The organism is Vibrio sp. QJM3NY_27, from assembly GCF_057785955.1.
In genome coordinates this window covers 104,058-125,755 of sequence record NZ_CM173511.1, presented here as the reverse complement: position 1 = coordinate 125,755, position 21,698 = coordinate 104,058, and the positions used below count along the sequence as shown (strand labels likewise).

Sequence of the window (21,698 nt, the reverse complement as noted above, 5' to 3'; positions counted from 1 at the left end):
ACTAGACTTCCTTGGTCACACGCATCACTTCTTCTAGGGACGTTACCCCTTTCAGAACTTTGCTCAAGCCATCATCTCGAATACTTGGTGTTGTGCCACGAATTGCTTTTTCAATCGCCTGTTCACCCGCTTCACTGTGAATCAACTCTTGTACTGAATCATCAATCATCAGCAGCTCATGAATACCGGTACGGCCTCTGTATCCCTTATGGCCACACTCTTCACAACCTTTGGCATGGTAAAGCGTCAGGCTTTCTTTCTTCTTCAACCCAAACAGTTTCTTCTGCTCTTTATCGGCTTCATAAGGTTCTTTACATTCGTTACATAAAGTACGAACCAAGCGCTGAGCCAAAACACCCAGCAGCGAAGAAGAGATTAAGAAAGGTTCAATGCCCATATCACGTAGACGCGTGATCGCACCGATTGCTGTATTGGTGTGAAGGGTCGACATAACTAAGTGACCCGTTAAAGAAGCTTGAACAGCGATCTCAGCGGTCTCCAAATCACGTATCTCACCAATCATAACCACATCAGGATCTTGACGAAGAATGGCACGTAAGCCTCGCGCAAAGGTCATATCAACCTTAGGGTTCACTTGTGTTTGACCAATGCCATCAATATCGAATTCGATTGGGTCTTCAACGGTTAAAATGTTTCGTTCATTACTGTTGAGTTCTTGCAGACCAGCGTACAAGGTCGTCGATTTACCTGAACCTGTCGGGCCGGTCACCAAGATAATGCCGTGTGGGCGCTGAATCAGCTTACGGAAGTTTTCATGGTTTTCTGCTGTCATACCTAAACTGTGCAAGTCTAGACGAGTGGCGTTTTTGTCCAACAGACGCATTACCACACGCTCACCGTGCGAAGAAGGCATGGTTGAAACACGAACATCAACCGCTCGGCCACCAATACGCAGAGAAATACGACCATCCTGTGGCACGCGTTTTTCCGCAATGTCCAATTTAGCCATAACCTTGACACGCGAAACCAATAACGGAGCCAGTTTACGGCTTGGCGCTAAAACATCACGCAGCACACCATCAACACGGAAACGAATCGACAACGACTTCTCAAAGGTTTCGATGTGTATATCCGAAGCACCCTCTTTGATCGCCTCACCCAGCATCGCATTGATTAACTTGATGATTGGTGCATCATCTTCTGATTCAAGTAAGTCTTCGTCTTGAGGCAGTTCTTCCGCTAGTGAGAAGAAATCATCACTATCAGCACCAATGTCTTCCATGAGCTGACGAGCTTCTGAAGAGTCACGCTGATAAGCATCGGTCAGTTTTTTATCAAACTCATCGAGAGTAATCGCTTGTGGCGTGAAACCATTTTTCACAACACGACTCACTTCAATGATCGCCGCCGATTTCAGTGGCTCAACATAATAAAGTATCGGTGCGCGCTCTGGATGTTGATACTCCAACACCATCTTATAGCGATTCGCAAAGCTAAACGGCAAGCGCTGATAAGTACGTGCCGTCCCTACCAATTCAGCCATTATTCTTGTTCCATTTGATCAATGAAGGCTTGAATTTCAGCCGGGTGATTCATGTCGGCACCAAATTTAGGCAATACCGGGATGTTATCGTCTGCCATTAATTTCAGCCCTTGCTCAGCCTTGTACAACTGCTCAGCACGGATGAAGTTGTATTTACGCTGGGTGATACCATCAGCTGTCATACCATCACGAATAATGGTTGGTTTGATGAAGACCATTAGGTTCTTTTTCTCAACCTGAGTACTGGTTGATTTGAACAGGTAACCAAGAAATGGGATATCACCCAAGAATGGGACCTTAGCTTCACTTTCCAGTGCGCGCTCATCAATCAAACCACCCAGCACCAGCATCTGACCATCTTCAATGATAACGGACGTGTTCAGTTGACGCTTAGCAAAACGAACATCAACCGCACCATTTGCACCCAACACATTCGATACTTCTTGTTCAATATTTAGTTGTACTGAGTTACCTTCATTGATTTGTGGCACGACCTTAAGCTTGATACCCACTTCTTTACGTTCAACCGTTTGGAATGGATTGTCGTTGCTTGAACCCGCAGTAGAACCGGTTAGAACTGGCACTTCTTCACCCACAATGAACGAAGCCTCTCCATTATCCATCACGGTAATACTTGGAGAAGACAAAATGTTGGAATTCGAATCAGTCGAAACCGCACTAATCAGTGCTGTCCAGTCTCCCATAACAATTGGCAATGCTGCCCCATTTAAGCCACCTAAAGCAGATGCTAATGTACTATAATCACCCTCTTCGGTAGTATTCTCATTGCGTAAAAAATTACCATCAGAATCATAAACAGCTTTAGTTGTCGTCGAATCTTTCGCTTCTTCGAGACCCACCATTACTTCACCAATTTTTGGCCCACCATTAGAGAACTGAATCGCTCCACCATTCTCTAGAGAACCCCATTGCACACCAAGGTTAATACCGTCACCCTCTGCCATCTCGACAATTAGTGCTTCAATCAATACTTGAGCACGACGAATATCCAGCTGTGCGATCACGTCTTGTAGCGCATTCATGATGTCCGGCTGAGCGGTAATAACCAGAGAGTTGGTGTCGCTGTGAGCGGAGATCATCACTTGGTTGCGTTGCGATGAACTGCCTTTGGTTGATGTTTGCTTCTCTGATTGCAGGTTGTCCGACACGCCTTTCAGTACATCGACTAAATCTTCGGCTTTTGCGTATTTAAGGTAAATAACTTGATTATTGCCCTTGGTTGCCATTTCAACATCAAGCTGTTCAATCAGCCTTCTTAAACGGCTACGCACCTTAGGGTCGCCTGAGATAAGAATCGCATTGGTACGCTCATCAGCAACTAATTTAGGTTGTAGGAAAGCAGGTGTGTTTTTAGCATCTGTGGTTTTGCTTAACGCATCAACGATACGTACCATTTCTGCCGCAGAGGCATTCTTTAGCTCAACGACTTCAATCTCTTTATCACCCGCTTGGTCAACGCGCTTGATGATTTCAGCTAAACGGTTTACTACCGCCGCTCGGCCTGTAATAAGGATGATGTTGGCTGGGTCGTAGTGCACAACGTTACCCGCGCCTGCATTGTCGTTTAGTTGACGAAGCAGAGGAGAAAGTTCACGTACTGAAACATTACGAACCGTTACAACACGTGTCACCACGTTGTCGCCTTTGATCGTATCACTGTCTCCAACGACTGGAATTGCCGATGTTTTCGAATCCTTGGCCTTGATGATCTTAAGAACACCCGAGTCCATTTCGACAACCGCGTAGCCATACACTTCCAATACGTTTAGGAAGAAGCTGTAATATTGCTCTTCATTGAGTACGTCGTAGCTGCGTACATCGATTTTTCCGCGCACCGAAGGGTCAACGATGATCGTCTTCTCTAGGTTACGACCAACAATATTAATAAACTCTTGAATATCAGTGCCTTTAAAGCTGGCACTAAAATCACTCGCGATGGCTGCGGGTGTGCAGATTAAGCTTCCTGCCAATAACCATGCACTTTTCTTAAACCAATGCTTCACGTACTTCTCCTACACTTTCGTCCTTCGTTAGACGCAAAGTTTTAAAATTCAATAAACACTTCATGTTGTTGACCATCTCTCTCGACGACGAGGTTTAGCTCTGTCAGCTCTGAGATAGAACGGAATATGTTGCCCATAGCAGCAGGGTCTGTCAGGTCTTGTCCATTTAACTGAGTCGCAATATCTCCGTTTTGGAGCCCAACAGAGTTAAAAAGTTCTGAATCTTTGCCAGGGCTCACACGATAACCAATCACTTTATCGTCGCGTTTCACCTGAGACAGTCGAACATATTGGAAGATTTGTTGCGGATCTTTCATTATCTTCGCTTTAATTTCATCTAGCTTCTCTTCTGTAGAAGCTGGGTTGTTGCCACGCACAGAAGAAGAGGTACGAGGTGGCGCAGGCGCTGATACAGACAAACGCTTGTACTCAATACCTTCAAGCATCAGGGTTTCGTCTCGCCCAGAGTTATCGATGATCACACGATCGACCAATACGGCCTTGAGCTTAGCTCTAGTGCCTTCAATCTCTTCGTTAATTCCGTAGGTCGCTTGTGTGCCGCGATTGGCAATCACCGCCAAGCTCAGTTTTGGATTAGAGCTGGCGACAGCGCCCACTAAAACGAGGTTCAGTCGCGTCTTTGGCGCATCTTGGATAACTTGCTGCTCAACCACAGCAGGCGTGGTTGGGTTATAAGCACCAAACATGTTGCTCTGCTGCAAAGAAGAGATATCAAGAGTCGATTGAGGCGTTGAAGACGAGGAAGCCGTTGCAGCCCATGGCACGACGGTTTGCTCAGCAGGTTCAATAAACCATGCAAGCTGTCCTAAAATCCATGCGGAAGCTGCGATCAACACACAACAAAGAACAAGGCTCAGTTTCTGCTGGAGTAAAAATCCATTCTCTAAAAATCGGCTCAGCACCGGAGAGTTATCCATGCGAAGTTTGAGCTCTAAAAAGTTCACGTTCCCTAACCCTTTCTATAACGAATAAAGCTGTAACCTACTAAACTATCAGCTTTTTTGTTCATAAATTCTGTTCCTGCTTATTAAAAGCATAAGATCCTGAACTATATCATAGCAAATCTATAAATCGGCATTACCTGAGCTATTTTGTAATCTTCCTTGAAAAAAAAGCCAATCGCCTCCACATAAGCTTCTACTAAATGTGATAAGCGTCATCAAATAAAATAAGTTGCATACTGTGAATAACAGTTAAACCGCATTCATTTCTAACTGAAAAGGCACTGTCCTATATGAAAACGACTAATGAAGCTGTCAGACTCGATAAATGGTTGTGGGCAGCACGCTTTTATAAAACTCGTTCAATTGCTCGCAACATGGTCGATGGTGGCAAAGTCCACTATAATGGTCAGCGCAGTAAACCCAGCAAAATCGTAGAACTTGGGGCAGTGATTACCCTGCGCCAAGGGAATGAAGAAAAGACGGTCACCATAGAGAAAATATCCGCACACCGTGGCGGGGCGCCAGTCGCTCAAACCCTCTATGAAGAAACCACCGAAAGCTTGGCAAAAAGAGAAGAGTTTGCACAACAGCGCAAGCTAAATGCTCATAGCCCAGCACCAGAACGTCGCCCAGATAAAAAGCAACGTCGTGACATCATCAAGTTCAAGACTCAATAAGCTAGAAGGAATAGCCAAATGGCAGACCCAATGTCTACAAGTAATGTTTTAAATCGCTACCTATTTGAAGACCTATCAGTACGTGGTGAATTGGTACAGATGAACGAAGCGTACCAACAGATTATTTCTAGCAAGGAATACCCAGCGCCAGTACAAAAGCTGTTGGGTGAGCTACTGGTTTCAACGACGCTGCTAACGGCGACGCTAAAGTTTGAAGGCTCTATCACGATGCAACTGCAAGGTGATGGCCCAGTATCTCTCGCTGTTATTAATGGCGATAACGATCAGAAGATTCGTGGTGTTGCGCGCTTTGACGGTGATATTGCTGACGACGCTGGCCTGCACGACCTTATAGGTAAAGGCCACCTAGTGATCACTATCGATCCTAAAAAAGGTGAGCGTTACCAAGGTATCGTTGGTCTTGAAGGCGAAACACTTGCTGACGTTCTTGAAGGTTACTTTGCTAACTCAGAACAGCTTAAGACTCGTCTGTGGCTACGTACGGGTGAACATGAAGGCAAAGCACACGCTGCAGGTATGTTACTGCAGGTTATGCCAGACGGCACCGGCACGCCAGATGACTTCGAGCACCTGGAGCAGTTAACTGACACGGTTAAAAACGAAGAGCTATTCTCTCTAGAAGCGAATGATTTGTTATACCGCCTATATAACCAAGAGAAGGTTCAGGTATTTACCCCTCAACCTGTCGAGTTCTTCTGTGGTTGTTCTCGTGAACGCAGTGGTGCCGCTATCATTACCGTTGCTCAAGAGGAGATCTACGACATCCTGAGTACGGAAGGTAGTGTTGCTCTTCACTGTGATTACTGTGGCACAAACTACTCGTTCGATAAGGGCGACGTTGATGCACTGTACGCAGAAGCAGCAGATAAAGGCGACAATACGGTTCATTAATTTACAGCGTACCAAAAACACGTAATTTACCCCACAAAGGTCAGCACTAAGCTGGCCTTTTTTGTGATCAAAATAGCGCAAACTCCGTAACATCTCGTAATAAAATCACCGCTTAATTTTAATCAATTAATAATGTTCTCGCCCCTAGCGCAAAGGTTTGCGTACAGGATAGACTAGTTAGGCCAATATGTGACGAGACGCTTAAAACCCCAAGATTAATATGGATACTTTTTGAGCTGTATCCCTGTTTCCCCAGAGTCTCGTTGCTAGCATGGTGAGCAGATAACAATAAAAAATTAATACAAAATCCCTACAAAATATCCTACAAGGAGCACCTATGACCGTTATGGAACATACTAAGGCTGCACAAATTGATCTAACTAAGCACGGACTGACTGGCGTTACTGAAGTTCTTCGTAATCCTAGCTACGAGCAGTTATTCGTTGAAGAGACACTGCCAGGTTTGGAAGGCTACGAAAAAGGCGTAGTAACGGAACTAGGCTCTGTTGCGGTTGACACTGGTATCTTTACTGGCCGCTCACCAAAAGATAAGTACATTGTTAAAGATGACACTACGCGCGATACCATGTGGTGGTCAGATCAAGGCAAAAATGACAACAAACCGATTACAACTGAAGTTTGGAGTGAGCTGAAAGAGCTTGTGACAACTCAGCTATCTGGCAAGCGCCTGTTTGTCATCGACGGTTATTGTGGTGCTAACCCAGATACGCGTTTAAGTGTGCGTATTATCACTGAAGTAGCGTGGCAAGCGCACTTCGTTAAGAACATGTTCATTCGTCCAACTGACGAAGAGCTAGCAACGTTCGAACCTGATTTCGTGGTAATGAACGGTGCTAAAACAACTAACCCTAACTGGGAAAAACAGGGGCTAAACTCTGAGAACTTCGTTGCTTTCAACCTAACAGAGCGCGTTCAAATCATCGGTGGTACTTGGTACGGCGGTGAGATGAAGAAAGGCATGTTCGCAATGATGAACTACCTGCTTCCTCTGCAAGGCATTGCTTCAATGCACTGTAGTGCTAACGTTGGCGAGAAAGGCGATGTAGCCATCTTCTTCGGCCTGTCTGGTACAGGTAAAACAACCCTATCAACCGATCCTAAGCGTGAGCTAATCGGTGATGATGAGCACGGTTGGGATGACGATGGTATCTTCAACTTCGAAGGTGGTTGTTACGCGAAGACTATTCGTCTATCTAAAGAAGCAGAACCAGAAATCTACAATGCAATCCGTCGCGATGCACTGCTAGAAAACGTAACGGTTCGTGGTGATGGTTCTATCGATTTCGATGACGGTTCAAAAACAGAAAACACTCGTGTTTCTTACCCGATTCACCACATCGACAACATTGTTAAGCCAGTATCAAAAGCAGGTCACGCTCAAAAAGTTATCTTCCTAACAGCGGATGCGTTTGGTGTGCTACCACCAGTATCTAAGCTGACTCCGGAGCAAACTAAGTACCACTTCCTATCTGGCTTCACAGCTAAGCTAGCAGGTACAGAGCGCGGTATTACTGAACCAACACCAACGTTCTCTGCGGCATTTGGTGCAGCATTCTTAACTCTTCACCCAACTCAGTACGCTGAAGTGCTTGTGAAGCGTATGGAAGCAGCTGGCGCTGAAGCTTACCTAGTGAACACAGGTTGGAATGGCACAGGTAAACGTATCTCAATCCAAGATACTCGTGGCATCATCGACGCTATCCTAGATGGCTCAATCGACCAAGCTGAAACTAAGGTTATCCCTATGTTTAACCTAGAAGTACCGCTAGCGTTGCACGATGTTGACCCAGCGATTCTTGACCCACGTGATACTTACACTGACCCACTACAATGGGAAAGCAAAGCGAAAGATCTAGCAGAGCGCTTCATCAACAACTTTGATAAGTACACAGACAATGCTGAAGGTAAGTCACTGGTTGCGGCAGGCCCTCAACTAGACTAACCCAACATCTGCTCGGGCCAAGCCAAAAGCGAACGCCCAATTTAAAGTGATATTTTTGTAGCAAGCCCCTCTTTTGAGGGGCTTTTTTGTTGCTGCTTGCCCCTTTTTGTTCCACTCTGTTTTGAGACTATTGAAATTTAAGGCTTTCAGGGAATGAAAAAGGTATTCATGGTGATTGGCATTGTGGTGGCCATCATCGTTGCGACTATCGCAGCGTTGTTATTAAGCCTACAAACTCAATACCGATCGGATGTTGCTAACTTTTTTATCAAGCATACGCTTGAACAACCTATACTCATTGAAGACGTTGAGTATCAGGCGCCTTATCACATCACCTTGATGGGCATTACCCAAAGCCAACCTGATAAACAAAAACCTCTCTATATCGACAAGATCGATCTTTGGTTCAGTCCCAGCTCGATTACAGAAGCTAAACTGGTCTTGGACTCCGTCTTGATCAGTGGCCTACAGTTGGAGATAAGCGATCTAGAGACATTCACGCCGTTATTCACCCAACCAAACATCAAGCTCCATCAGCTAGCCATCAATAATCTCGACTTTTCGACCCCAGACTTTAATGCGCGAGGCATCGACCTCCAGATCTCCGATCCAACGTGGGATGACAACAACGCATTGCTGCCTTATGGAAAAACTCAACTCACCGCCACGCAACTTTACTGGCAAGGTGAAGCCTTCGATAACCTTCTGATTGATCTAGACCTAAAACCCAGTGATAGCACTCTGTATGGCGCTTCATTCGACTGGCGCGGTGCCAAGATTTCAGGACAAGCAGAGCAGTATCAGCAAGATTGGTCGTTGGTGAATGTGACCGTCGATAGCTTACGACTCAATCAGAAACAGACCCAAAGCCTACTAAGCAAAGAGTGGGATGTCGCAGGTATTCAGATCAATCACATCAATAGCTTAGATATTCTGCGCAGCGACGTGGAATGGCAAGATGGCCACTTAACCGCTTTTGATGCGTCACTAGAAAATATCCAACTGCCTTTTGAGCTGTGGAAGCAACAGAAGGCCATTTTCTCTCTGCAAGCAGAGGGAGTGACCATTGATGATGACATGTTCATAGAGCCAAGTATCAAGCTCAATTTAGATCCGAACCAGATTCTGATTGAAGATTTCTATACTCAATTCTTACAAGGCAGTATTCAACTTAATGGCGAAGTAACCCCTAACAGCATTCAATTAGCGCAGCTCGACCTGCAAGGCATAAAGTGGATTACGGAAAGCAAAAATAAAGTTCTACCATCCGCTCGCCTATTGCCTTGGCTGACACAGCTTCAGCAAGCCTCTATTGACCGACTTAATATAGAACGTAGCCAACTTATCCAACTCGCAACCAAACCCTACTGGCAGGTCTCAGGGCTGCATGTAGAAGGACATCAGGTTCAGCTGCTGCAACAGAGAAAGTTAGGACTGTGGCAAGGCAAGTTGATGGTTAGCGCCAACGATGCAAGCTATCAAAATATTGTCAGTGTTCAACCCGTAGTTGAAATGAATAGCGAACAAGGAAAATGGACGCTGACACGCCTGTTTATGCCACTAAAGCACGGCTATATTGAAGCCAATGCGACACTCGACTTCAACCAAATCAGTAAGCCATGGAGCTTAGATATCTCTGCCGACGGGTTACCCATAGCACCCATGCTGCAGCAACTCGAATTACCGCTCGATGCAACGGGCTATGGTGAGTTTGAACTTCAAGCCGCAGGCTTGTATGGCGATTCCTTGATGCTCGGTTACTCAACCACAGGGCAACTCACTGGCAGTGTTCGCCAAGGTATGATGACCTTTAACGATAAGCTTTCTGAAACATCGACCAATAACGTGTTTGAAATCCCAGAGCTTAATGCGAATTTTGACCGTGGTCGCTTCACTCTTGAACCAATGCACATTATTGGTGCGTCCGCAGCAGAGCAAGGTACACAAAGAGTTCAAACGCTCAACGGTGAGGTCTCTGGAGAGCTCGATTTGCTTAAGATCGAGCAACACACTCTCTCTATTTCCTTATCGGATCAATGCCACCAAATATCAGGAAAGCTCACCCAAGCAGAGTATTCCGAGAGTAACGACTGCCAACAAAAAAGCGCCACTCCACAGGAGTAGCGCCTTCTATCTGTATCTGTATCTGTTAGCCAGTGTCAGCTATACGCTTACGTTGGAGTCTGTTGATAATCGCTTTTTGTAGTCAGGGATCAGCATATAGGTTCCCGTAAACTCGACCGCTTCCACATCGCCACTGTTAATGGTCACATGAATGATGATGCGAGCTTTTCTGCCAGACGCGAGGCGATCTAAATCGCCACTGATCCCATCCAATGACGTAGATGCGACTGGGTTTTGCTCGACGGGATGACGATAACGAATATTACTGTCTGCCAGTACGATATCACCGGTCAGCCCACGCTCTTTCATCAGTAACCAAGTCATTCCCCAACCCGTTAGAGTCGCCAAGGTAAAGGCGGAGCCAGCAAACATGGTGTTATGAGGGTTAAGGTTGGGATTCAACTGAGCGCTACACTCAAACTGATAACCCGTGTATTGGTTAATCTTGATGCCCATTTTGTCACTGATCGGGATCTGATTTTCCCAACGCTGCTGAAGCTCATTACACCATTCTGGTTTGCGCAGTACATCAGCCATTGGGTCAAGAGGTTTCACCATCTGTTGGTGACGCACAGGGCCGCGTTGATCGTTAATTTCACCTCGACGTTCAAACTCATTCTTCTCATAGAATGAGATCGCATCTTCACGTGCATTACACACCAAACGCTTCGCCCCTTCTTGACGTGCCAGTGACTCTAGCGCAACCAAGATAAGTGAGCCCATGCCTTTACTCTGGCGAGATTTCTTCACCGCCATATAGCGAATCTGCCCCTCTAGATCTGGGGTGATATAGAGACGACCAATCGCCATCGGGCGACCTCGACCATCGACAATCATGCGATGGTGACTCATGGCATCGTATTCATCGCGCTCTGAACCTACCGGCATTCGCCAAGGTTCACGGAGCATCTGCCAGCGAAAATGGTAATACTTGTTCAGTTGATTTTCGGTGGTCGGTGTTATGAGTTTAAACATGCTTATTCCTTTAAGCCTAAACTTGCAGCCAGAATGTTACTGGGCCATCATTAACCAAAGACACTTTCATGTCGGCTGCAAATCGGCCACGTTCCGTTGGTAACACTGATTCACACTGGTCAGAGAAATAGTTGTAAAGACGCTCTGCATCTTCTGGGTGAGCACCGCGAGAAAATCCTGCTCGTGTGCCTTTCTTAGTATCAGCTGGCAGAGTGAATTGAGAAACCACTAATACCTTACCTTCTACCTGCTTTACATTGAGATTCATTTTATCGTCTTCATCTCCAAAGACACGATAAGTGGTCACTCGTTCCATCAAACGTTTGGCTTTGGCTTCGTCATCACCTTTTTCTACGCCTAACAGAACCAATAAGCCTTGCTCAATCTCACCCACTACTTCGCCATCAACACGGACGGCAGCTTCACTTACTCTCTGGATCAGTGCTATCACTGTTGTTTCCTTGCTCTGTGATTTTGTCTTTATCCGACGAGTGTACCATTTCTTGCGAGTCACTCCACTGTTCCTGCTCGCCCAACGCGGCCGTCACCTCGGCACCCACCAACACAATCAACCAGCACAAATACACCCAGACAAAAAGAATGGGAATCGCCGCTAATGCGCCATAAATCAACTGGTAAGAGGGGAATTGAGTAATGTAAGCCGCAAAGCCTTTCTTACTGAGTTCGAACAACAGAGCCGCAACCAAAGAGCCCGCTGCCGCATGAGAAAAGTGTATCTTTTTGTTGGGAACCAACAGGTACAGACCGAAAAACGCAAAGAATGAGGTAATCAAAGGGAGCTTGCGAATCACGGTATTAAAGGCACTCGACACGACTTCGTTTTGTAACAAGTTCAATGATGTCACATACGACGTTGCAGCAATGCTCGCCCCAATCAAAATAGGTCCAAGCGTTAGCACCATCCAATACATTGAAAAGGACAACACGGCCCGACGCTTTTCTGTTACTCGCCAGATGTAGTTTAGATTCTTATCGATGTTGGAGATCAGCATCAATGCCGCAATGAATAAGAACACACTGCCCACCGCCGTCATCTTGCCGGTATTGGCAACGAACTCTAGTAGAGCACCATGCACCGCATCCCCAGATGCTGGAACAAAGTTGGTAATAACGAAGTTTTGAATCACTAGGCCAACATCAGCAAAGACTGAAAATGACGATAAGATAGAGAGCAAAACCGTCAACATCGGTACGATCGAGAGCAAAGTAATGTACGCCAAGTAACCCGCATTCACATTGACCCTATCGTGCGTCATTCGCGCCAAAAGATAGCGGGAAAACTGGATGCTTCCTGTGACTGCGTTTTTTATCTTCAACTTGTAACTCCCTGGTAACTCGTTCATAGTCCTAATTAATATTCCGTTGTATTAATCACAGTAAGTAAATGTTCAAAAATAGCGTAGGAAAAAGGCTTGAGAACAAGGCAGCTTTTTTTGATAAGTAGTTATTCTACAATCAAAAATTCTAACGCCGTTATCGAGCATTTTAACAAGCTAGGTTGAGCAGTTATTTACTACGATTGATATTATTTAACTATAGGAAACTAGGATGCCTTATTTAATAGTTATAGTCCTCTCTATTTTTACTCTTACTGGATGCCAGTCCGCTTATTACTCCGCCATGGAGCAAGTGGGTTACCACAAGCGTGACATTATGGTCGATAGAGTGGAAGACGCTAAAGAGTCGCAGCAGGATGCTCAGGAAGAGTTTACTAGCGCACTTGAAGCCTTGAGTAGCCTGACGAACTTCAGTGGCGGCGACCTTGAAGACATGTACAACCAAATCAACGATAAATACCAAGACAGCGAGAAAGCCGCACAAAATGTCAGTGATCGCATTGCTGCGATTGAAGACGTGTCAGATGCGCTGTTTGCAGAGTGGCAGAGCGAGTTAAACCTCTACACCAGTGCTTCACTGCGCCGTTCGAGTGAACAAAAACTGCGAGAAACCCAATCGTCTTACAAGACCATGCTTTCAGCAATGAAACGCGCTGAGAAGAAAATGGACCCGGTACTCAACACCCTTCGCGACAATACGCTTTATCTCAAACACAACCTCAATGCGAGTGCTGTCGGTTCGTTGCAGGGCGAATTTATGAGCTTAGAAAAAGACATCGCCTACGCGATAGAACAGATGAATGCTGCAATAGCAGAATCGGATAAGTTCCTAGCTCAACTGAACCAGAAGTAGCGCTACAGATAAAGAACACGATGCAACCTATCATTATTACTGGCGGCCCCGGAGCCGGGAAGACAACACTGATCAATGCCTTGGGTGACATGGGTTACCCAACCTTCGCGGAATCTTCTCGACAGTTAATTGAACAACAGAGCCAACTTGAGAACGGTATCTTACCTTGGTTAGACCTACCGGGCTTTGCTCGCCTGTGTCTCACTGTCATGAATGAGCAAAAGGAACAGGCCAACCAGCATCCAGTTGCGTTTCTCGATCGCGCCATTCCAGATATCTGCGGTTACTTAACTCAGGCGAACCTTGAGATTGACAAAATCTACCGAGAAGCTAGCCAAGGCTATCACTCACAAGCCTTGTTCTGTCGCCCTGAGGCATCTATTTACGTACAAGATGATGTTAGGCCTTATCCGCTTGAAGAGGCATTAGAGATTCACCACGCGTTGGTCAGAGTCTATCAAGAGCTTGGGTATGAGGTGGTCGAGGTGCCATTTATGTCAGTCGAAGAGCGGGCTCTATTTGTTAAAAGCCAACTAGGTATCAAAAGCTAGCTCCCCAACTCGGTCGTTCCTCCCTCTTGAGGATGACGAAGACTTGAACGCCCTTCGTATCTCTCATCTCGTTTACCCGTATCTGAACAAACTTACCGTCATTCCCTACAGTGAAGAACGAGCGTGATAGGGAATCTCTTGTATGCCGAAAAAGAAAGATTCCAGATATCTCGTCCCTCAATTCTGGAATGACGATTCAATGAATTGGTATGGAGCATGCTCTTCGTATCTCGCATCTCGTTTACCCGTATCTACTTCAATATCACATAAAACAAAAGCCCCGTGTAGCTAGGCTACTCGGGGCTTTCTTACTTATTCTAAAACGTATTGCTTGATAGCTAGAAGCTAGTCAGCTGGCAATTAAGCCTTAGCTGGACGTGCTGCACGCTTACGGTCGTTTTCAGTAAGAAGTTTCTTACGGATACGTACGTTTAGTGGCGTTACTTCTACTAGTTCATCTTCATCGATAAACTCAAGAGCTTGCTCTAGAGTGTGCTTGATCGGTGGAGAAAGAACTTGTGCTTCATCAGTACCAGATGCACGAACGTTCGTTAGTTGCTTACCTTTCAGACAGTTTACTGTCAGGTCGTTTGAACGGTTGTGAATACCGATTACTTGACCTTCATAAACTTCATCAGCATGCTCTGTGAATAGACGACCACGAGCTTGAAGGAAGAACAATGCGTAAGTCAGTGCTTTACCCGTTGCGTTCGAAATTAGAACACCGTTGTTACGCTGACCAATGATACCGCCTTTGTAAGGACCGTAGTGATCGAACGAGTGGTAAATAAGACCAGAACCAGACGTCATTGTAAGGAATTCAGTTTGGAAACCGATAAGACCACGAGAAGGCATCATGAAGTCCATGCGAACACGGCCTTTACCATCTGGTGCCATATCTGTTAGCTCACCCTTACGTAGACCGATGCTTTCCATGATCGCACCTTGGTGCTCTTCAACTACATCGATAGTAACCGTTTCGAACGGTTCCATTTTCTGACCATCTTCTTCTTTGATGATTACTTCTGGACGAGATACTGCTAGCTCGAAACCTTCACGACGCATGTTTTCGATCAGGATAGAAAGGTGAAGCTCACCACGGCCTGATACGCGGAAACGGTCTGGACTTTCAGTTTCTTCAACACGTAGTGCAACGTTATGAACCAATTCTTTTTCAAGACGCTCAAGGATGTTACGTGAAGTTACAAACTTACCTTCTTTACCCGCGAACGGAGAAGTGTTTACTTGGAAAGTCATTGTTACTGTTGGTTCATCAACAGACAGTGGTTCCATTGCTTCAACATTGTTTACGTCACAGATAGTGTCTGAAATTTTCAGTTCACCAAGACCTGTGATTGCAATGATGTCGCCAGCGTTAGCTTGTTCTACTTCGTGACGCTCAAGACCTAGGTAACCAAGTACAGTACCTACTTTACCGTTACGTTTTTTGCCTTCAGCATTCACGATAGTTACTTGTTGGTTTGGTTTAACAGAACCACGAGTAACACGAGCAACACCGATAACACCTACGTAAGAGCTGTAATCAAGTTGCGAAATTTGCATTTGAAGTGGGCCTTCAAGGTCAACTGCAGGTGCTTCTACTGTATCAACAACAGCTTGGAACAATGGTTCCATGTCTGTGCCAACTTCGCCTTCTTCCATTGTTGCCCAACCGTTTAGAGCTGAAGCGTAAACAACAGTAAAGTCTAGTTGCTCATCAGTCGCGCCTAGGTTGTCGAACAAGTCAAATACTTGGTCCATAACCCAATCAGGACGAGCACCAGGACGGTCAATCTTGTTGATAACAACGATTGGCTTAAGGCCGTGTGCGAAAGCTTTTTGCGTTACGAAACGAGTTTGAGGCATTGGGCCATCAACTGCATCAACGATCAGAAGAACTGAATCAACCATAGACATGATACGTTCAACTTCACCACCGAAGTCCGCGTGTCCAGGGGTATCTACGATGTTGATACGGTAGTCATTCCAGTCAATTGCTGTGTTCTTAGCAAGGATTGTAATGCCACGCTCTTTTTCGATGTCATTCGAATCCATGACACGCTCTTCAGCTTCACCACGAGACTCAAGAGTGCCTGACTGTTGTAGTAGTTTATCAACCAAAGTCGTTTTACCGTGGTCAACGTGCGCGATGATCGCGATATTTCTTAACTTATCAATCTGTGGAGTAGACATGGATTCTCGATTCACTCATAAAAGGTAGCCGTCAATTATCTCAAAAGTTTGGATAATAACCGCTAGCTTGATTTAAAAAACGGTCAATAATATACCAGATTTTAGACAAAAACCCAGAAATATGTGATCTCAACCAAGGCTTTTTTCTTTATTAGCGATTCATATCCGCTTAACTTTGATTCAATACAGTATCTAACAGTCTAATTCGTAGGATTCTAAAAAAGCATCCGCCGCAAGATGGGCAGCCAAATCTCCGGCAAAATAACAAAAGTGGATTGACAACTTAGGCAATTCATTGCTGAATGGTGCTCGCTTATGTTTCATATTGGTGCACAGATAAACAATTGCACCAATAATGTGCACCAGGAGATCATTTTGGTGCAAAAACCAGAATTAACGAAACAAGTAAACAAGTAAATCATTGAAATTAATGGAATAATTTTTTTGGCACGTTTTTGGCTATAGATAAATCAGCATCGATTAATGCACTTATAGACATTAATCAATGCTAGTTTCAACCGAATCGAGCTAATACCGAATTAATAACACTGGAGGTTATCCAAGATGTCAGTAGAAAATGTACTATCCCTGATCCAAGAGAACGAAGTTAAATTTATCGACTTACGTTTTACTGATACAAAAGGTAAAGAGCAGCACATCTCTATTCCTTCTCACCAAGTTGATGCAGACTTCTTCGAAGAAGGTAAAATGTTTGACGGCTCTTCAGTAGCTGGTTGGAAAGGCATTAACGAATCTGACATGGTAATGATGCCAGACGCAGCTTCAGCTGTACTGGACCCATTCACAGAAGATGCAACGCTAAACATCCGTTGTGACATCCTTGAGCCTGCAACAATGCAAGGCTACGACCGTGACCCACGCTCTATCGCTAAGCGTTCTGAAGAATACCTACGATCTACTGGTATCGCAGATACAGTTCTAGTGGGTCCAGAGCCAGAATTCTTCCTATTTGATGACGTTAAGTTCTCAAACGACATGTCTGGTTCTTTCTTCAAGATTGATGACGTAGAAGCAGCTTGGAACACAGGTTCTGACATCGAAGGCGGTAACAAAGGTCACCGTCCTGGCGTTAAAGGCGGTTACTTCCCAGTAGCTCCTGTAGATTCATCTCAAGACATCCGTTCAGCAATGTGTCTAGTAATGGAAGAGATGGGCCTAGTAGTTGAAGCTCACCACCACGAAGTAGCAACTGCGGGTCAAAACGAAATCGCAACTCGCTTCAACACGCTAACAACAAAAGCGGATGAGACTCAAATCTACAAGTACGTTGTACACAACGTTGCTCACGCATTTGGTAAAACAGCGACATTCATGCCTAAGCCACTAGTTGGTGACAACGGTTCTGGTATGCACGTTCACCAATCTCTAGCAAAAGACGGCGTTAACCTGTTTGCTGGTGATAAGTACGGCGGCCTATCTGAAATGGCGCTTTACTACATCGGTGGTGTAATCAAGCACGCTCGTGCAATCAACGCATTTGCTAACCCATCAACGAACTCGTACAAGCGTCTTGTACCTGGTTTTGAAGCTCCGGTAATGCTTGCTTACTCAGCACGTAACCGTTCTGCTTCTATCCGTATCCCAGTAGTACCAAGCCCGAAAGCACGTCGTATCGAGCTACGTTTTGGTGACCCAGCAGCGAACCCATACCTATGTTACTCAGCAATGCTGATGGCTGGCCTTGACGGTATCAAGAACAAGATCCACCCAGGCGAAGCTATGGATAAAGATCTATACGACCTTCCAGCAGAAGAAGCGGCTGAAATCCCAACCGTTGCTGAATCTCTAGAAGTAGCACTTAAAGCGCTAGACGACGATCGTGAGTTCCTAACAGCTGGCGGCGTATTCTCTGACGATTTCATTGATTCTTACATCACACTGAAATCTGACGACGTACAACGCGTGAACATGGCAACACACCCACTTGAGTTTGAACTGTACTACTCAGTTTAATCTCCTGTAGAGATAAGCCATTTCTTACTGCAACCTTGTAAGAATTGCTGACTAAATATTAGGCTCGCCTCGCAGGCGGGCCTTTTTTATATACTCCCTCCCCCTGCTTCCTCGTACCATACCTTAGACAAAAGCCCTCAGAGGCTACTGCTATAAAAACAATAAAATCAATAACAAAACCAACGCCAAACGTGAAATCACCTAGCGGTGAAAAGAGGCTAAAGATATGAAAAATATACTGTTCCTGATCGGGTTAACAGTCGCGATCTCGTGCTCTGCTCAAACGGTGTATACCTGGGTGGATGAGGATGGTGTTCTCCACTTTAGTGATAACCCTAGCGCTCAAGATGCCAAATCTCTTCGCCTACCGGATGTGCAAGCATCAGCGCCGGCTCCTAAATTTGAAGCCTCGACGCCCGTTGATGCTGCAGCTTCATCTACAACTAAAACGGCAACGCCAGCTCAGGCTCAGGAAAAAACAGAAAGCACGAAACGTGAGGCACCAGCTCAACTAGCCCTCATCATGCTGACTCCCGTTCATGACCAAACCATCCGTAGCAACCGCGGCTTAATCCCTATTCAAATAGAACTTAGCCGCAAGCTTGGTATTGGAGAACAGTTGCAATTGATGCTCGATGGTCGTCGCTATGGCGCCCCACAAACCCAACCGAATTGGGAACTGAAAGGTATCGATCGAGGTACTCACACCATTGCAATTCAAGCACATAGAAGCGGCAAGCTTATTGCATCTACTAGTCCAGTCACCGTGTATTTACATCGAGCGACGCTCAAGTAGGCCAATGTGTTAAAAGAGACTGAATTACCTCTACTTTTCACCTAATCGAAGCAGCTTTCAGCGACTCTAATGAATTATCTTTAGCTTCTGGTTGATATGCGCCATACTTGAACTTAGCTACGCACCAATTTGGTGCAGTGAGAAAAACACCAGTTCAAGGACGAAATAGTGAATCGATCAGCCAAAAGCGACAGCATAGATACACATCATCTTTCCAGCGCCATTCTCGACAACATGGTGACCTCAACATTGATGCTCGATGAGCAACTGTATGTCCGATACGCCAACCCGGCGGCTGAACAACTCTTTTCACAAAGCGCGCGACGCATCGTCGATCACCCATTGAGCCAACTCATCCAACACGCCTCACTGGATTTGGCGCTTCTGACGCAACCGCTACAAAGTGGCCAGAGCATTACCGACAGTGACGTTACCTTCGTTGTTGATAACCGCCCACTGATGCTTGAAGTCACGGTTAGCCCAATCTCTTGGCAACGAGAGACGCTGTTATTGGTTGAGATGCGCAAGATAGACCAGCAAAGACGCCTCAGCCAAGAACTCAACCAACACGCACAACAACAAGCAGCTAAGCTGTTGGTGCGCGGGTTAGCACATGAGATTAAGAACCCACTCGGTGGCTTAAGAGGTGCGGCGCAGTTACTTGGGAAAATGCTTCCTGATCAGTCTCTTAATGAATATACGCAGATCATTATTGAGCAAGCCGACCGCCTAAGAGCTTTAGTTGATCGCCTGCTTGGCCCTCAGAAGCCGGGGACCAAGTCAGAAGAGAACCTACACCAGATACTTGAGAAAGTCAGGCAGCTCGTGGAACTCGAGTCGGGTTCAACGCTCGCCATCGAACGAGATTACGACCCGAGCTTACCGGACATTCTGATGGATTCAGCACAAGTTGAACAAGCGATGCTCAATATCGTGAGTAACGCGGCACAGATTTTAAAGGCGCAAGAATCAGGGAAAATCACCATTCGCACCAGAACGGTGCATCAAGCCAATATTCATGGGCAGCGACACAAACTCGCAGCGCGCATTGAGATCAGCGATAACGGCCCCGGCATCCCCGATGATTTAAAAGACACGCTGTTTTACCCAATGGTCAGCGGACGAGAGGGTGGCACAGGGCTGGGACTATCGATTTCTCAAAACCTGATCGATCAGCACAATGGAAAAATTGATGTTGAGAGCTGGCCGGGTAACACCACATTCACGATTTACCTACCCATTTAGGTCAACAGAACCTCGCGATTGGACAGCGAGATGAAAGGCTTAACTCGGTAACACAAAGATTAAAGACATCATAAAAACAACAATGATTATCACAATAGAATTGGCTGCAAAGGAATTGAATTATGAGTAAGGGATACGTTTGGGTCGTCGATGACGACAGTTCTATACGCTGGGTCGTAGAGAAAACACTGTCATCTGCGGATATAAAGTGTGAAACATTTGCTGATGCTGAGAGCGTATTGCTTGCTCTTGAACGCGAAACACCAGACGTTTTGGTGTCCGACATTCGCATGCCTGGCATTGACGGGATTGAGCTGTTACACCAAGTTCACCAGCGCTCTCCCGACCTGCCAGTGATCATTATGACCGCGCACTCAGACCTCGATGCAGCGGTGAATGCTTATCAAAAAGGGGCTTTTGAGTATCTACCTAAGCCGTTTGATATTGATGAGACACTGACTCTAGTAGAGCGAGCCATCGCACACAGCCAAGAGCAAAAGCGAGAACAAGCCAGCGAAGTAGCCGAAGAGACCAACGCACCAGAAATCATCGGTGAAGCACCGGCAATGCAGGAAGTTTTCCGAGCTATTGGCCGTTTGTCTCGTTCATCCATTTCGGTTCTTATTAATGGTGAATCGGGGACTGGTAAAGAATTAGTCGCGCACGCTCTGCATCGTCACAGCCCAAGAGCTAAAAAGCCATTCATTGCATTAAACATGGCGGCAATCCCTAAAGACTTGATCGAATCAGAGCTGTTTGGCCACGAGAAAGGCGCCTTTACTGGCGCTAACAGTGTTCGCCAAGGACGATTCGAACAAGCCAACGGCGGCACTCTGTTTCTTGATGAAATAGGCGATATGCCACTCGATATTCAGACTCGGCTACTGCGCGTGCTTTCTGATGGTCAATTTTATCGTGTCGGTGGGCATTCTGCGGTTAAGGTTGATGTTCGTATCGTTGCAGCAACCCACCAAGATCTTGAGCGCTTGGTGCATGACGGTGGTTTCCGTGAAGACCTTTTCCATCGACTGAACGTTATCCGAATCCATATTCCGGCACTGCGCGAACGTAAACAGGACATTGAAAAACTGACTCACCACTTCCTAGCATCAGCCGCTGAAGAGCTTGGTGTAGAAGTGAAGACACTGCACTCAGAGACCATCATGAAGCTCAATCAGCTAAATTGGCCGGGCAACGTACGTCAGCTTGAGAACATCTGTCGTTGGCTCACAGTCATGGCGAGCGGCAGTGAAATACTCCCTTCAGACTTGCCTCCAGAACTATTGGAAGAAAAAGTGGTGACGACCTCAGGGACTGGAGACAACTGGCAACAACTGCTCGCTAATTGGGCAAAATGTGCGCTTGATTCCGGAGAAAAAGAGCTACTAACTTATGCTCTGCCAGAGTTTGAACGTATACTGCTAGAGGCTGCACTCAACCATACCAATGGTCATAAACAGGATGCAGCCAAGGTTTTAGGTTGGGGAAGAAACACCCTAACCCGTAAACTCAAAGAACTGTACTGACCAGATATGACTTTCGATACAGCGACTTTTTAACCAAAAAAGGGTCGCTTGGTTTGAA

Annotated in this window: 17 protein-coding genes; 10 read left to right on the top strand and 7 right to left on the bottom strand. The window is 45.9% G+C overall.

All coding sequences use genetic code 11. The features are described from left to right. Position 1: 1 nt before the first annotated feature. The 3 genes from gspE to gspC are packed head-to-tail and all read right to left on the bottom strand — an operon-like array spanning position 2 to position 4,466. Positions 2-1,504, bottom strand: coding sequence for a type II secretion system ATPase GspE (gene gspE / locus AC3CIA_RS00550; protein ID WP_428785073.1), 1,503 nt, complete (start codon positions 1,502-1,504; stop codon positions 2-4). Continuing rightward, positions 1,504-3,528: a type II secretion system secretin GspD gene (gene gspD, locus AC3CIA_RS00545; RefSeq protein ID WP_372192949.1), complete on the bottom strand. Its 2,025-nt coding sequence runs from the start codon at positions 3,526-3,528 to the stop codon at positions 1,504-1,506. Before gspD ends, gspE begins: the two co-directional genes overlap by 1 nt. A 41-nt stretch (positions 3,529-3,569) precedes the next feature. Beyond that, complete coding sequence (gspC, locus tag AC3CIA_RS00540) at positions 3,570-4,466, bottom strand: type II secretion system protein GspC (RefSeq protein ID WP_488518865.1); 897 nt, start codon at positions 4,464-4,466, stop codon at positions 3,570-3,572. A 317-nt stretch (positions 4,467-4,783) separates the two neighbouring features. Between gspC and hslR the strand changes: the two genes are divergently transcribed. The 4 genes from hslR to AC3CIA_RS00520 all read left to right on the top strand — a co-directional run bounded on the left by hslR (position 4,784) and on the right by AC3CIA_RS00520 (position 10,169). Then, positions 4,784-5,170: a ribosome-associated heat shock protein Hsp15 gene (gene hslR / locus AC3CIA_RS00535; protein ID WP_004735595.1), complete on the top strand. Its 387-nt coding sequence runs from the start codon at positions 4,784-4,786 to the stop codon at positions 5,168-5,170. An 18-nt stretch (positions 5,171-5,188) separates the two neighbouring features. Then, the gene (gene hslO, locus AC3CIA_RS00530; protein ID WP_054547993.1) at positions 5,189-6,082 is read left to right on the top strand and encodes an Hsp33 family molecular chaperone HslO; all 894 of its coding nucleotides are present in this window, start codon (positions 5,189-5,191) and stop codon (positions 6,080-6,082) included. Between the two features lie 337 nt (positions 6,083-6,419). Continuing rightward, the gene (pckA, locus tag AC3CIA_RS00525; protein ID WP_017091441.1) at positions 6,420-8,045 is read left to right on the top strand and encodes a phosphoenolpyruvate carboxykinase (ATP); all 1,626 of its coding nucleotides are present in this window, start codon (positions 6,420-6,422) and stop codon (positions 8,043-8,045) included. A 153-nt stretch (positions 8,046-8,198) separates the two neighbouring features. Further along, positions 8,199-10,169 carry an AsmA family protein gene (locus AC3CIA_RS00520; protein ID WP_488518330.1) on the top strand — a complete coding sequence of 657 codons (1,971 nt, stop codon included), beginning with the start codon at positions 8,199-8,201 and terminating at the stop codon, positions 10,167-10,169. Positions 10,170-10,208: 39 nt separating this feature from the next. Here the strand turns inward: AC3CIA_RS00520 and AC3CIA_RS00515 are convergent, their stop codons facing one another. The 3 genes from AC3CIA_RS00515 to AC3CIA_RS00505 are packed head-to-tail and all read right to left on the bottom strand — an operon-like array spanning position 10,209 to position 12,508. Next, positions 10,209-11,144: a bifunctional GNAT family N-acetyltransferase/hotdog fold thioesterase gene (locus AC3CIA_RS00515; protein WP_004735591.1), complete on the bottom strand. Its 936-nt coding sequence runs from the start codon at positions 11,142-11,144 to the stop codon at positions 10,209-10,211. A gap of 16 nt (positions 11,145-11,160) precedes the next feature. Then, positions 11,161-11,595: a D-aminoacyl-tRNA deacylase gene (gene dtd / locus AC3CIA_RS00510; protein ID WP_004735590.1), complete on the bottom strand. Its 435-nt coding sequence runs from the start codon at positions 11,593-11,595 to the stop codon at positions 11,161-11,163. Continuing rightward, the gene (locus AC3CIA_RS00505; protein ID WP_054542072.1) at positions 11,567-12,508 is read right to left on the bottom strand and encodes a virulence factor BrkB family protein; all 942 of its coding nucleotides are present in this window, start codon (positions 12,506-12,508) and stop codon (positions 11,567-11,569) included. The genes dtd and AC3CIA_RS00505 overlap by 29 nt, the downstream gene beginning before the upstream one ends. Positions 12,509-12,713: 205 nt before the next feature. On the opposite strand from AC3CIA_RS00505, the gene AC3CIA_RS00500 reads away from it, so the two are divergent. Continuing rightward, complete coding sequence (locus tag AC3CIA_RS00500; protein ID WP_171309066.1) at positions 12,714-13,355, top strand: DUF2959 domain-containing protein; 642 nt, start codon at positions 12,714-12,716, stop codon at positions 13,353-13,355. A 20-nt stretch (positions 13,356-13,375) separates the two neighbouring features. After that, entirely contained in the window at positions 13,376-13,906 is a 531-nt protein-coding gene (locus tag AC3CIA_RS00495) for an AAA family ATPase (protein ID WP_171309065.1), read from the top strand. Positions 13,907-14,266: 360 nt separating this feature from the next. Here the strand turns inward: AC3CIA_RS00495 and typA are convergent, their stop codons facing one another. After that, complete coding sequence (gene typA / locus AC3CIA_RS00490; protein WP_004735586.1) at positions 14,267-16,099, bottom strand: translational GTPase TypA; 1,833 nt, start codon at positions 16,097-16,099, stop codon at positions 14,267-14,269. Between the two features lie 564 nt (positions 16,100-16,663). Here typA and glnA point away from each other — a divergent pair. The 4 genes from glnA (at position 16,664) to glnG (ending at position 21,640) form a co-directional block, all read left to right on the top strand. After that, a complete protein-coding gene (gene glnA / locus AC3CIA_RS00485) occupies positions 16,664-18,073 on the top strand; it encodes a glutamate--ammonia ligase (RefSeq protein ID WP_004735585.1) in 1,410 nt (469 codons plus the stop codon). A gap of 226 nt (positions 18,074-18,299) precedes the next feature. Beyond that, positions 18,300-18,869 carry a DUF4124 domain-containing protein gene (locus tag AC3CIA_RS00480; protein ID WP_488518329.1) on the top strand — a complete coding sequence of 190 codons (570 nt, stop codon included), beginning with the start codon at positions 18,300-18,302 and terminating at the stop codon, positions 18,867-18,869. A gap of 168 nt (positions 18,870-19,037) precedes the next feature. After that, a complete protein-coding gene (glnL, locus tag AC3CIA_RS00475) occupies positions 19,038-20,114 on the top strand; it encodes a nitrogen regulation protein NR(II) (RefSeq protein WP_017079339.1) in 1,077 nt (358 codons plus the stop codon). A 122-nt stretch (positions 20,115-20,236) separates the two neighbouring features. Further along, on the top strand, positions 20,237-21,640 hold the full coding sequence (gene glnG, locus AC3CIA_RS00470) for a nitrogen regulation protein NR(I) (RefSeq protein ID WP_017081697.1): 1,404 nt from the start codon (positions 20,237-20,239) through the stop codon (positions 21,638-21,640). Positions 21,641-21,698 lie beyond the last annotated feature (58 nt).